We start from the raw sequence: 13387 nt of genomic DNA on the forward strand, positions 1-13387 counted from the left end.
CTAAAAAAGTCTGATTGGAGCTTTATATGAAAAAATCACTTTGCATTTTCGCAATTGGGGCGAGCGTTTTCACACCGCTCATGGCAGTCGCTGCTGATGTCAAAGTCTATGGACGTGCACATGTGTCTTTAGATTATCTAGATGATGGCCAAGATTATAATGAAGTTGGAATTTCCTCCAATGCATCACGCCTTGGATTTAAAGCTGAACAGACACTTGAAAATGGCATGACCGTATTTGGCCAGATTGAGCAGGAAATTAACTTTGCCAGTGGCTCTGCAAATGATGATGTCGAGTTTTCTACTCGCGATACCTTCGTTGGTTTAAAAGGTGATTTCGGTCAGGCAAGGATCGGCCGTTTCGATAGTCCATTTAAAGTGGCACGCAGTCCAGTTAACTTCTTTGGAGATATGGTCGGCGATGTACGTAACGTGACCCGTGTAGGGAATCTGCGTTTTGATGAACGTAATGCCAATAGCATTGAATATAAATCACCAAAATTCGGCAATGGATTTAATGTTCTGGGTGCACTTTCCCTACATGAAGCCAACAGCCCGGATGCATCTAAGGATGGTGAAAAAGATAAAGATAAGGCTTATGACCTTGCCCTTACCTACCAAAAAGATAAAGTTGATTTTGCAGCGGCATATGAACATTATGAAGAAGAAGCCAGTCGTGGTGAACGTGATGGTTTCCGGATTGCAGGTGCCTACAAAATCACGCCAGACTTGAAACTCGGTGGTCTGTATCAGTTCCTTCAGCATAACAATACCGAAGTCAATCCTGATGCTCAGGTCTTTGGCATCGCGGGTGAATATAAATTAGCAGCCAAGACCTCATTGCGTGGACAGGTCTTTCACCGTGATGTAGATGCCGATGATGCCAATGCTACTTTACTGGCGATTGGAATTGAACATCGTCTTGACCCAGCAGTCCGCATCTACAGCAATCTGGCCAGTGTATTGAATGATGAAAACTCAAATCTGACACCTTGGGCACAAGGCCGTAGTAATGCAGTGGCTGGCGCACGTGGTGAAGACAGCTTCGGACTATCGGTCGGTATGCGTTACGACTTCTAAAACCTTCCCAAAATTTCATATTAGAAAAGAGCCTGCCTGATGCGGGTTCTTTTTTTTAATTAATCCTGACTATTTTAATTAGAATAAAAACCGAATAAAAAACCCAGCAAAATAATCAGAATTAATAAGATTAAAAAATAAATTCCAACCATTTTAGTCAGATTTAAATAATCCTTTGTTTACACAAAATAATCACAAATATTTAGAATAATTATCAAACTTTTAATAATATATTATTAATATTTTCAATAACTTGTAAATATATATTTATTTAAACTATTTGGTCTATTTATTTTTTAGTTACAATCGATTAATAATATATAACAAACCACATAATAGGCTTGTTCACATGAGCTTAGTTTCTAAAAATTTAAACCAAAAAACAGTAAGAGAGATTACTGCGATTTTAATTATCAAGATCATTCTACTTCTGGTAATTAAAAATATTTGGTTTGATGCGCCTACTATTCCAAAAGATTTTGACACTCAAGTCGCCGAGCGTATCGCCGGCAATCCTTCCCAAATCAAGGAGACACGTTGATGATTTCTGAAAGCGTGGTCGATCTTTCGCGGTTCCAGTTCGCTATGACCGCGATGTATCACTTTATTTTTGTTCCACTGACCTTAGGCCTGGCATTTCTGCTTGCCATTATGGAAACCACCTATGTGATTTCCGGCAAAGAAATTTACAAAGACATGACTAAGTTTTGGGGAAAACTGTTCGGGATTAACTTTGCCTTAGGGGTAACCACAGGCTTGACCATGGAGTTCCAGTTCGGAACCAACTGGGCATATTATTCGCATTATGTGGGTGATATTTTCGGTGCACCATTGGCTATTGAAGGTTTAATGGCCTTCTTCCTTGAATCTACTTTCATTGGTTTATTCTTCTTCGGTTGGGACCGTTTATCCAAAGTACAGCATCTGGGCGTAACCTGGTTAGTTGCACTGGGATCTAACATGTCTGCACTGTGGATTCTGGTTGCCAATGGCTGGATGCAAAACCCGGTTGGTTCAGCATTTAACTATGAAACCATGCGTATGGAAATGGTGGACTTTGCAGCACTGATCTTTAACCCGGTTGCACAGGTTAAATTCGTACATACTGTTTCTGCAGGTTATGTGACTGGTGCCATCTTCGTACTGGCGATTTCAAGTTACTATATGCTGAAAAAACGTGACTTGCCATTTGCACGCCGTTCATTTGCGATTGCTGCCATTTTCGGCTTAGCGTCAACTCTTTCTGTGATCCTGCTGGGCGATGAGTCTGGTTATGAAATTGGTGATGTACAGAAAACCAAACTGGCTGCGATTGAAGCAGAATGGGAAACTGAACCAGCACCTGCAGCATTTACTTTATTTGGCTTCCCAAATAAAGAAACCATGTCTACCGATTATGCTGTGAAAATTCCTTATGTTATGGGGATTATCGCTACACGTTCTGTAGATACGCCTGTTACCGGTATTAAAGACCTGCTGGTTGAACATGAAGGTCGTATCCGAAACGGTATGGTGGCTTATGAACAACTGGAAAAACTACGTGCTGGCGATCAGTCTCCTGAGCTGAAAGCTGCATTTGCAGAAACTCAAAAAGATTTGGGCTACGGTCTGCTTCTGAAAAAATATACTGCAAATGTTGTAGATGCTTCTGACGAGCAAATTAAGGCAGCAGCAAAAGATACTATTCCACATGTACCAAGCCTGTTCTGGGCATTTCGTGCCATGGTCGCTTCTGGCTTCCTGATGCTGGTTCTGTTTGTTCTTGCAACTTTTGCGGTGGCTAAACGCAATGCAGAAAACAAACCTTGGTTATTAAAATTTGCATTATTTGCACTACCACTTCCATGGATTGCGGCACAAACTGGCTGGTTTGTTGCTGAAGTAGGTCGTCAACCTTGGACTATTGGTGAGGTTCTGCCTACACATTTATCGACTTCAAGCTTAAGCACAGGCGATGTATGGGGTTCAATCATTGCATTAGCAGCGTTCTACACTGTACTGCTGATCATTGAAATGTACTTAATGATTAAATTCTCACGCCTTGGCCCAAGTTCTCTACATACTGGTAAATACCACTTCGAGAAACTTGAAGCTGCAAAAAAGGCAAATGAGGAGGCTCAAGCATGATCGAATATGAATTACTCAAAATAATTTGGTGGGTACTGGTTGGCGTCTTGCTGATTGGTTTCGCCCTGACTGATGGCTTTGATATGGGCTCCATGGCGATCATGCCATTCGTGGGTCAGAATGATGAAGAACGTCGTGCGGCAATCAATACGATTGCCCCGCACTGGGACGGTAATCAGGTCTGGTTTATTACTGCGGGTGGTGCCCTGTTTGCTGCCTGGCCAATGGTTTATGCAACTGCCTTTTCTGGTATGTACTGGGCACTTCTGCTTGTTCTGTTTGCCTTATTCCTGCGTCCAGTAGGATTCGACTATCGCTCCAAACTGGAAAATACCAAATGGCGTAATGCCTGGGATTGGGGCCTAGCAGTTGGTGGTGCTGTGCCTGCACTGGTTTTCGGTGTCGCATTCGGCAATATGTTCCTGGGTGTTCCATTTACATTAGACGAAACAGTTCGTTCGACTTATTCTGGCAGCTTCTTTGCCCTGCTCAATCCATTTGCACTGGTATGTGGTGTTGTCAGCTTATCTATGCTGTGTGCACACGGTGGTGCATGGTTGATGCTACGTACAGATGGCGATTTACGTGAACGTTCTGCCAAAGCAACCAAAATCATGGGGATTGTTTATCTGGTAGCTTTCCTGGCAGTCGGTGCATGGTTATATTTCGGTGGTATCCAGGGTTATACCCTAGTGACTCCTTACGAAACTAACGGTATCGCTAATCCACTAGCAAAAGAAGTACTGACCAATGCCAACCCAGGCTGGATGAACAACTACAGCACTTATCCAATCACGATACTGGCACCAGTTGCAGGTATTTTAGGTGGCATTATTGTGGTATTGGCTGCATCTAAAGCCAAAGCAGGTTTGAGCTTCTTGGGTTCATCTTTAGCAGTGATCGGTGCAATTTTGACTGCCGGTTTTGCCCTGTTCCCATTCCTGATGCCTTCAAGCATTAATCCGGTTGCAAGCTTAACCATGTGGGATGCGGTCTCCAGCCAAAATACCTTAACTGTGATGACTGTGGCTGCATGCATCTTCGTTCCACTGATTCTGTGCTACACCACTTGGTGTTACTACAAGATGTGGGGCGTGATTACCAAAAAACATATTCAAGAGAATTCACACAGCCTGTACTAAGGCTGTGTCTTAGGAGATAAAATTATGTGGTATTTCGCATGGATTCTCGGCATTTTGATGGCCTGTTTCGCTGGTGTACTCAGTGCACTGTATATTGAAAATCATCAAGACCTGGATGAGAAATAAGAGATGACAGACGCTGCAGTTGAACAAGTAAAGATAGAAAAAAAATCTAACCCTTTTGCAATGGTGATTTCTTGCCTATTGGCTTTTCCACTCGCAGCGGTGTTGCTGGTTCATCCTGCTGCAATGCTGGATGCCAACGGGGAATATAGCCACCGCGCCATGATGTTTATCATGATCGGCATTTCAGGCGGTTTTATTCACGGGGTTGGCTTTATCCCTCAGCACTGGTTCTGGAAATGGCTATTTAGTCCGTTTCTGGCTTGGCCGTTAATGCTATGGGGTTATTACACCTGGTTTCTTAATTAGGTATTAAACAGCCAAAAACAAAGCCCTCATTTGAGGGCTTTTTGTTCTTTATTTCTTTTGTGAAACACAGCCTGTTTCATAGGTAGTTCCCAAATCCTGAAGGGATTGAGTAAACTGATTATCCAGTGTACTCACAAACCGGAATTCATCCTGCGCTGTCGCAAGATGCAGATTCTGTTCTGATAGATACTTTAACTGCTTTAAACCGGTTGCATATTCACAGGCTTTAGCAATCATAAGTGCAGGATGCTCACGTCGGTCTACCGATGAGTTCAACACGGCAAGTTTTAGCTCTAACTCATCATATTTTTGTTTGGTTTGCGCCTTAAATTCAGCCTGACTCAGTGGTTTGGCCCAAGCTGAAACAGATAAGCCCAAAATTCCAATGGCTATAATTAATTTATGCATTTTCCCCTCAACAATAAAAATTACATACGATTTATCTAAGTTATTGAATATTTATAGCATAAAGCTACTTTTAATAAATACGAGCAATAAAAAAGCCAGAACTGGTCCGGCTTTGAAAACTTACTTCATTGAATTTTCTACCGATGAGTATGAATTGACATCACAATACCCATCCCTGCCAACATGGAAATTACGGCTGTACCACCATAACTCATCAATGGCAAAGGGTCACCCGTCACAGGTAAAATCCCACTGACCATGCCTGAGTTTAAAAATACAAAGAAGAAAAAAGTTAGTCCGATCGCACCGGCATACAAACGGCCAAAGTTATGAAAGCTATTCATGCCAATAATCAAACAGCGAATAATAATGGCCGTAAACAGGCTGAATAGCAGAAACACCCCGATAAAGCCAAATTCTTCTGCATAAGTCGACATAATAAAGTCGGTATGATGTTCAGGCAGATAACCTAGATGAGACTGCGTACCTTGTGAGTAACCTTTTCCCATAATTCCGCCTGAACCGATGGCAATTTTGGACTGGATAATGTTCCAGCCTGCGCCCAAGGCATCTGATTCTGGATCGAATAAAGTTAGAATCCGTTTCTTTTGATATTCCTGCAACAAGAACATCCACAGCAGCGGCACTGCAATAGCTAAAGCAACAAAGGCTCCAGCAATTAAACGCCATGACATGCCACTGAGGAATAGTACAAAAATCCCGGGAATCACCAGACCAATATTTAAATCAGGTTGCAGTGCTACCAATACAAATGGCACGCCTAAAATCACCAAAGCACCGACAATATCCAGAAACTTCGGCGGGAAAGGTTTACGAGCAAAGTACCAAGCCATCATCAGTGGCATGGCAAACTTCATTACCTCACTCGGCTGCATACTCCCCACACCCGGCAACGTAATCCAGCGGGTTGCCCCAAGACGCTTTTCACCAATCACAAAGACCAGCAGCAGCATAAAGATACCGAACATATAAAAATATGGACTGGCAGCTTGATAAACCTTCGGTGGCACCTGTGCACAGATAAACATCACCACAAAGCCCACACCAAAACTGATCGCCTGGCGAATCACCATCCCCGAATCTTCAGAGGTGGCACTGTAAACCACCATCAGACCCAAGATCGCATTTAAAATCAGGAAACAAAGCAGCCATGGATCAAGGTGCAACTTGGTCCATCGGGAGGCATTCTGGGGATTAATACTACGTCCATCGCGTGCGGACTGCCGCAAAAAACGATACTGCTGTGAAGGGATCATTGGCCCACGGGTAGAAAATTCATGATGGCAAAATTATAAGTTAAAGTGCTCCGGAATAAATCGCCATTGACCGATTTATTCCATTTTTATTGCAATATATTTAGCGCTGGACAGCCAGAATCAACTTCGCCAGTTCCAGATCATCTGGATAGGTAATTTTAATATTATCGGAACGCCCCTGTACTACTTGGACGGGTTCATCTATATGTTCCAGTGCACTGGCTTCATCGGTAATGGTAGCACCATCTGCGAGTGCCTGCTGAATCGCACGCTTCAAAGTTCCAAGTTTCGCCATTTGTGGTGTTTGCGCCTGCCATAATGTCGAACGATCTACTGTCATTTCAATACCATGATCCTTTACGACACGTTTTAAGGTATCCCGTACCGGAATGGCCAGAATCGCAGCCTGATCAGTTTGAATTGCTGTATTGACCAGATCAATCAGGGAGCTTTGACTCACACAAGGACGGGCTGCATCATGCACCAAAACCCAATCCTCTTCTGAAGCAATCTCAGATAAATATTCCAAGGCATTTAGTACAGAGTTGACGCGCTCTGCACCGCCCAAGCAAAAATGTGCTTTATCCAGATGAGAAAGTGGCAGAGTCTTGGCAACATCATCCTGTGCACCAATCGCAAGGACATAACCTGCTAATGGCAATTGATTCAGACGGGAAACCGTGTGTTCAAGAACGGTCCGTTCCTGAATCATCTGGTATTGTTTAAGTTCGGTTTTGGAAAATCGGCTACCGGAACCTGCAGCTGGTAAAATGACCCACAATTTATGGTGTTGTTGGAACATCAGCTGATTCATTGGTTCTCAGGTCTACTTTATTCGGATTAAGATAAATCGGTTTATATTGAGTACTAATAGTGCTCATTTGCACAAAGGTTTCATGCGGCTTGATCAAACCTAGATCGAGACGGGCATGCTCTTCGATGGCTTCAATACCATTCTTCAAATCATAAACTTCTGCGGCCAGAACGCGATTACGTTCTTTCAGTTCTTCATTCAATTCTACTTGTTGCTGAATTTTCTGGGTCAATGCCTGATGGTCATTATAACCACCCTCACCGAACCAGTATAAATATTGAAACCCTGCGATCAAAACGATCGCAAGGCCCAACAGTACTTTACTCATCAAGGAGTCGAATACATTTAACATTGACATAAGTCGCTTAGTTCAAACCTTTGAACTCAGCTTTACCGCGATATGCAGCTTGAGTCAATTCTTCGATACGAAGTAATTGGTTATATTTCGCTACACGGTCAGAACGGCAAAGTGAACCAGTCTTGATTTGACCTGCTGCTGTACCTACTGCAAGATCTGCAATAGTAGAATCTTCAGTTTCGCCTGAACGGTGAGAGATTACAGTAGAGTAGCCATTTGCTTTCGCAAGGTAGATTGCATCTAAAGTTTCAGTCAATGTACCGATCTGGTTGTACTTGATCAGGATTGAGTTACCTACTTTCTCGTTGATACCGCGTTGAAGAATCTTAGGATTCGTAACGAACAGGTCATCACCCACCAACTGGATTTTATCGCCAAGGATAGAAGTCAGGTAAGACCAGCCTTCCCAGTCAGATTCGTCCAGACCATCTTCAATCGAGATGATAGGGTATTGATTTACCAGACCTGCAAGGTAGTCAGCAAACTGGTTGCTTGTGAACGATTTGTTGCCTTCGCCAGCCAGGATGTATTGACCGTCTTTGTAGAATTCTGAAGATGCGCAGTCAAGTGCAAGCATGATGTCAGAACCAGCTTTGTAACCAGTTTGCTCGATTGCAGACAGGATCACAGTAATAGCTTCTTCGTTAGAACGAAGGTTTGGCGCAAAACCACCTTCATCACCAACAGCAGTGTTCAAACCTTGTTTCTTCAAAACTGATTTTAAAGAATGGAAGATTTCAGCACCGGCACGTAACGCTTCAGAGAATGAAGTGAAACCTACAGGCTCAATCATGAATTCCTGAATATCAACAGTGTTGTCTGCGTGAGCACCACCGTTCAGAATGTTCATCATTGGAACAGGCATAGTCAAAATCTTTTGACCACGGAGATCTGCGATGTATTGGTAAAGCGGCGTTTTCTTTTCTTCAGCAGCAGCACGCGCAGCAGCAAGAGATACCGCCAAAGTTGCGTTTGCACCTAATTTTTCTTTGTTTTCAGTACCGTCTAAAGCGATCATCGTATTGTCGATGTCTTTTTGTTCGAATACTGATTTACCCACTAACGCATCACGAATCAGAGTGTTTACGTTGTTAACCGCAGTTTTAACACCTTTACCTAGGTAACGTGCTTTATCGCCATCACGAAGTTCTAAAGCTTCACGAGAACCAGTTGAAGCACCAGATGGTGCACATGCACGGCCAACTACGCCAGATGCCAGGATAACGTCTGCTTCGATGGTTGGGTTACCACGAGAGTCCAAAATTTCACGTGCACGAATGTCAACGATTTGGCTCATGAACAATTCCTCAGTTGATTAATAACAGGATGCTTAAAACTGCATCAATGGGTATCTAATTTTTCAAATCCTTTCACTAGAGTATCCAGCTCTTTTAATTGAGCCAGGAATGGTTCTAGTTGAGATAAACGCAAGGCACAAGGACCATCACATTTTGCCACATCCGGATTTGGATGAGCTTCCAGGAACAAACCTGCAAGACCTGTTGCCATACCGGCACGCGCCAGTGTAGTAATCTGCGCACGACGACCACCAGCAGAGTCAGCACGACCGCCTGGAGTTTGTAATGCATGTGTTACATCAAAGAATACTGGCACGTTCATTTCTTTCATGATGTCGAAGCCCAGCATGTCTACAACCAGATTGTTGTAACCAAAAGCAGAACCACGCTCACAAAGAATCAGCTTGTCATTCCCTGCTTCCAGACACTTATGCAAAATGTGGCGCATTTCGTGCGGAGCAAGGAACTGGGCTTTCTTGATGTTGATAATGGCATCAGTTTTTGCCATCGCTTCAACCAGGTCAGTCTGACGACTTAAGAATGCAGGTAGCTGGATAATGTCAGCAACTTCTGCCACAGGAGCAGCCTGATACGGCTCATGTACATCAGTGATAATTGGCACATTAAAATGTTTTTTAATGTCGGCTAACCACTCGATTCCTTTTTCCAGGCCAGGCCCACGGAATGAGTTCAGGCTTGAACGGTTGGCTTTATCAAAACTTGCTTTAAAGACATATGGAATATCTAAACGTTTGCAGATATCAACATAAGTCTCTGCAATTTCAAAAGCTAAGTCTTTCGACTCAAGTACGTTCATGCCGCCGAATAGTACAAATGGCAAGTGGTTTGCCATTTGTATATCGCCTAAACGTACAATTTCTTGTGGTTTTAATTGTGACATTTAAACTTCCTAGTTGTGTCTTAAACTCGCATTATTTAGTTTTTTGGTACTGTTTTTTCGCAGCATCAATGAAACCGGCAAATAATGGATGTCCATCACGTGGCGAGCTGGTAAATTCCGGGTGGAATTGTACTGCAATAAACCAAGGATGTGCAGGAATTTCAACAGTTTCTACCAGGTGTTGTACCGGAGAATAACCAGAAATCTTCATGCCTTTTTCTTCCAGCACTGGGATATAACGGTTGTTCATCTCGTAACGGTGACGGTGACGTTCGATAATTTCATCCGAACCATACACTTCAGCAGTCTTGGTACCCGGTACCAGTTCAGACTTCTGTGCACCTAGACGCATGGTACCGCCAAGATCAGAATCTACTGAACGCTGTTGAACTTCACCGCGCTCATCTAACCATTCAGTGATCAAACCAATCAATGGAGATTTGGTTGAACGGTTGAATTCTGTTGAAGTCGCATCAGTGATACCCGCCACATTACGTGCATATTCGATCACTGCAAGCTGCATACCTAAACAGATGCCCAGGAATGGCACACCGTTTTCACGTGCAAAACGAATTGCTTTCATTTTGCCTTCAGTACCACGTTCACCAAAACCGCCTGGTACCAGAATCGCATCCGCATCTTTCAATACTTCATTGACATCTTGGCTTTCAAGCTCTTCAGCATTGACATAGTCGATCTGAACTTTCACGCGGTTTTGAATACCGGCATGTAAAAGTGCTTCATTCACAGACTTGTAGGCATCTGGAAGTTCGACATATTTACCCACCATCGCAACACGTACAGTGTATTCAGGGTTCAGTAAAGCTTCTACCACATTATCCCAGTCAGACAGGTCTGCTTCTGGAAGATTGTCATAGCCGAAACGTTCACAGATGAGATCATCAACGTTCTGTTCATAGAAAGTACGTGGAATCTGGTAGATCGTACGTGCATCTTTACACACGACTACTGCACGCGCTTCTACGTTAGTGAACAAGGCAATTTTACGCGTCGTATCTGCATCAACATCATGTTCAGTACGGCAGATCAAAATGTCTGGTTGAATACCAATAGACAGAAGTTCTTTTACTGAGTGTTGAGTTGGTTTAGTTTTTAATTCTGCTGCAGACTTAATGTATGGGAGTAACGTTAAGTGCATCAGCATCGTACGTTTATGACCAAGTTCAACCATTAACTGACGTACAGATTCCATGAATGGGAGAGATTCAATGTCACCTACAGTACCGCCGATCTCAACGATCGCAACGTCATAACCTTCGCCAGCGCGAAGTACACGTTCTTTGATGTTGTCAGTAATGTGTGGAATAACTTGTACAGTACCACCCAGGTAGTCACCACGGCGTTCTTTATTCAGAACATCCTGGTAAACACGGCCTGATGTAAAGTTATTCAGTTTGGTCATTTTCGCACGACGCAAGAAACGTTCGTAGTAACCCAAGTCTAAGTCTGTTTCAGCACCGTCTTCTGTAACAAAAACTTCACCGTGCTGGAATGGGCTCATAGTCCCTGGATCGACATTAATGTATGGATCCATTTTTACCATGGTCACTTTTAAACCACGGGCTTCTAAAAGTGCAGCAACAGAAGCAGCTGAAATACCTTTACCTAGTGATGAAACAACACCACCAGTCACGAAAATAAAATGGGTCATTGGGTTTCTCGTACAATCGAGCCTAAATCGGCCTGCAATGTTGCGCAATTTTACTTTACCTTGTACCAATAAAGCAAAGTCAATCCGCATCAAATCAAAGAACAATAAACAATTGACTATTCTAACAGCAATTCCTGAAAAAAATTACAGTAAGTTCATATGATTTATATATTGCATTTTGCTGCTATAATAGGAACATTCACACCCTACACTATTCTGTTTGATGCAATGATGATGAAGAAACTTTTAATCTGTACCCTGATCCTGACTGGCCTTACACTGACTGGTTGTGTAAAAAAAGAAGCTCCAAAAGAAGAAGAACAAACCGAAGTTACTCCAGCATCTGAAGTGGTTGCTCCGGAACCTGTACAACTTGAGCCTGTTGAACCATTAGAATCAACACCAGTTGAACCGGTTGAAGAAGCACCAGCAGCACCGGCTGTTGAAATCCAGCGCGAACAAACTGCGAATACTACGACTGAAATTCGCCGTGAAGTTAAAAAACCGGAACCTGCTCAATCAGAGCCTGCGCCTGCAGCTGAAACAAATTCAAGCACTGAGCAGCCTGCAAAACCTGCAGCAACACCAGCCGCTCCTAAAAACAACTCATCTTCTGCAAATAAGTCTGAAGATGATGCAGTTGCAGATGCAATTGCTGCTGCTATGCCAGCACTTGAAAACTAATATAATCCTTCATCAAAAAAACCCAGCTTATGCTGGGTTTTTTATGGTTTAAAAATCTCTTTCAAGCTGCCGTTGGAGTATCGGAAAGTTGCAGTAAATAATCCGCCATCAGACGAGTGGCCCATGATTCTGTCTGCATTAAGCCCTGATAAAAGCCACAGTGGCTACCTTTTTTAGTGGTGACGACCACAATATTCGGCATAGCTCGAATGGCATCCTTATACGGTTCGAGATTCTGGATATGACAAACCGGGTCATCTTCCGAGTTCAAAATCATCAATGGAATTTTGACATTTTCAAAGACATAAATCGGGTTGGTGGCCTTGGTATAGCTTTCATAATCTGAAAAGCCTGCCAGCTCATAGTAGCGCTGTTCAAATTCAGACAAGTCTTTCACCTCAAGCAATTGCTTCCATGAAGGATAAATCTGCCAGGTTTCCTGATAAGGATGGATAAAACGTTTAATCAGTTTTTTAGCCATCACTTTGCTATAAAACGGATGCACATAGGCAAAACCGGTTTCGGTATTATAGCCTGGGCATAAGGCAAATGCTGCTTTGAGCGGGGTCTGTTCGCCCTCTTCACCTAAGTAACGTACTAATAATCCTGTACCCGCAGAGGAACCCACACCATAGAGATCGGATTGAGGAAACTTGTCCTGAATATAGAGCAGCTGTTCACGCAAGTCCTGAGTGGAGCCAAACAGGTTCATTTTTGGCACAGGCATTGGCAGGTCAGCATGACCACGGCGCAAACACAGGGCAACACGCCAGCCTGTATATTTATGCAGATCACGTACCAGCTCCCGCATGGATTCTGGAGAACCGGTAATGGTATGTAATAGCACAATAGTAGGTGTACTTGGCGGTAAATCTAAACCATACCAGGCAATGCCAGTAATGCCGCCATCGGACATATTCAGCTGCTCAAGCACATCATATTGCAGCTTAATCGTGCGTTTTTTTATCAAGTCCAGATATAAAATGTGCGCATGCGCATTCGATAACCACGGTGTTGGACGATATTTCTGTTTTAAAAGTGGTAAACGTTCAATCACACCAGAAAATAAACCATTCGGATTATAATAAAGTGTTGGAAGATCTGCTCCGCTAAAGCGGTCCAGATATTCACTTGAAAGTTGACTCATTTTTTTAAGCCACATTTTCATCTGTATTCCCCTCTAGTTTTCTATCAG

Annotated in this window: 15 protein-coding genes; 7 read left to right on the forward strand and 8 right to left on the reverse strand. The window is 43.1% G+C overall.

Annotation, left to right across the window (positions count from 1 at the left end; translation table 11 throughout):
* Positions 1–26: 26 nt before the first annotated feature.
* The 6 genes from FTV25_RS11320 (at position 27) to FTV25_RS11345 (ending at position 4780) form a co-directional block, all read left to right on the forward strand.
* Positions 27–1079 carry a porin gene (locus FTV25_RS11320; RefSeq protein ID WP_180003738.1) on the forward strand — a complete coding sequence of 351 codons (1053 nt, stop codon included), beginning with the start codon at positions 27–29 and terminating at the stop codon, positions 1077–1079.
* 349 nt (positions 1080–1428) lie between these two features.
* Positions 1429–1620, forward strand: a complete 192-nt coding sequence (gene cydP / locus FTV25_RS11325) for a cytochrome oxidase putative small subunit CydP (RefSeq protein WP_004783737.1) — start codon at positions 1429–1431, stop codon at positions 1618–1620.
* A complete protein-coding gene (locus FTV25_RS11330) occupies positions 1620–3206 on the forward strand; it encodes a cytochrome ubiquinol oxidase subunit I (RefSeq protein ID WP_125279135.1) in 1587 nt (528 codons plus the stop codon). The genes cydP and FTV25_RS11330 overlap by 1 nt, the downstream gene beginning before the upstream one ends.
* Positions 3203–4348, forward strand: coding sequence for a cytochrome d ubiquinol oxidase subunit II (cydB, locus tag FTV25_RS11335; RefSeq protein ID WP_180003736.1), 1146 nt, complete (start codon positions 3203–3205; stop codon positions 4346–4348). Before FTV25_RS11330 ends, cydB begins: the two co-directional genes overlap by 4 nt.
* A gap of 24 nt (positions 4349–4372) precedes the next feature.
* Positions 4373–4474 (forward strand): cytochrome bd-I oxidase subunit CydX, encoded by a 102-nt coding sequence (cydX, locus tag FTV25_RS11340; RefSeq protein ID WP_004783742.1) that lies wholly within the window; start codon positions 4373–4375, stop codon positions 4472–4474.
* A gap of 3 nt (positions 4475–4477) precedes the next feature.
* Positions 4478–4780, forward strand: coding sequence for a cyd operon YbgE family protein (locus tag FTV25_RS11345; protein ID WP_159123153.1), 303 nt, complete (start codon positions 4478–4480; stop codon positions 4778–4780).
* Positions 4781–4828: 48 nt separating this feature from the next.
* On the opposite strand, the gene FTV25_RS16110 is transcribed toward FTV25_RS11345, so the two are convergent.
* The 7 genes from FTV25_RS16110 to FTV25_RS11380 form a co-directional block, all read right to left on the reverse strand.
* Positions 4829–5188: a hypothetical protein gene (locus tag FTV25_RS16110; protein WP_227607366.1), complete on the reverse strand. Its 360-nt coding sequence runs from the start codon at positions 5186–5188 to the stop codon at positions 4829–4831.
* 137 nt (positions 5189–5325) lie between these two features.
* Positions 5326–6465: a rod shape-determining protein RodA gene (rodA, locus tag FTV25_RS11355; RefSeq protein WP_180003734.1), complete on the reverse strand. Its 1140-nt coding sequence runs from the start codon at positions 6463–6465 to the stop codon at positions 5326–5328.
* Positions 6466–6565: 100 nt separating this feature from the next.
* On the reverse strand, positions 6566–7279 hold the full coding sequence (gene ispD / locus FTV25_RS11360) for a 2-C-methyl-D-erythritol 4-phosphate cytidylyltransferase (RefSeq protein WP_159123155.1): 714 nt from the start codon (positions 7277–7279) through the stop codon (positions 6566–6568).
* Positions 7248–7637 carry a septum formation initiator family protein gene (locus FTV25_RS11365; protein WP_004783752.1) on the reverse strand — a complete coding sequence of 130 codons (390 nt, stop codon included), beginning with the start codon at positions 7635–7637 and terminating at the stop codon, positions 7248–7250. Before FTV25_RS11365 ends, ispD begins: the two co-directional genes overlap by 32 nt.
* 7 nt (positions 7638–7644) lie before the next feature.
* Complete coding sequence (gene eno / locus FTV25_RS11370; RefSeq protein WP_034171067.1) at positions 7645–8934, reverse strand: phosphopyruvate hydratase; 1290 nt, start codon at positions 8932–8934, stop codon at positions 7645–7647.
* Positions 8935–8978: 44 nt separating this feature from the next.
* Complete coding sequence (gene kdsA, locus FTV25_RS11375) at positions 8979–9836, reverse strand: 3-deoxy-8-phosphooctulonate synthase (RefSeq protein WP_004783756.1); 858 nt, start codon at positions 9834–9836, stop codon at positions 8979–8981.
* Between the two features lie 31 nt (positions 9837–9867).
* Positions 9868–11508 (reverse strand): CTP synthase, encoded by a 1641-nt coding sequence (locus tag FTV25_RS11380; protein ID WP_104426986.1) that lies wholly within the window; start codon positions 11506–11508, stop codon positions 9868–9870.
* A gap of 228 nt (positions 11509–11736) precedes the next feature.
* Here FTV25_RS11380 and FTV25_RS11385 point away from each other — a divergent pair, with 228 nt between their 5' ends.
* The gene (locus tag FTV25_RS11385; RefSeq protein WP_373683629.1) at positions 11737–12192 is read left to right on the forward strand and encodes a hypothetical protein; all 456 of its coding nucleotides are present in this window, start codon (positions 11737–11739) and stop codon (positions 12190–12192) included.
* A 61-nt stretch (positions 12193–12253) separates the two neighbouring features.
* Here the strand turns inward: FTV25_RS11385 and FTV25_RS11390 are convergent, their stop codons facing one another.
* Positions 12254–13360 carry a YheT family hydrolase gene (locus FTV25_RS11390; protein ID WP_125279128.1) on the reverse strand — a complete coding sequence of 369 codons (1107 nt, stop codon included), beginning with the start codon at positions 13358–13360 and terminating at the stop codon, positions 12254–12256.
* Positions 13361–13387 lie beyond the last annotated feature (27 nt).

The organism is Acinetobacter sp. YH12249 (assembly GCF_013417475.1).
Taxonomy (GTDB): domain Bacteria; phylum Pseudomonadota; class Gammaproteobacteria; order Pseudomonadales; family Moraxellaceae; genus Acinetobacter.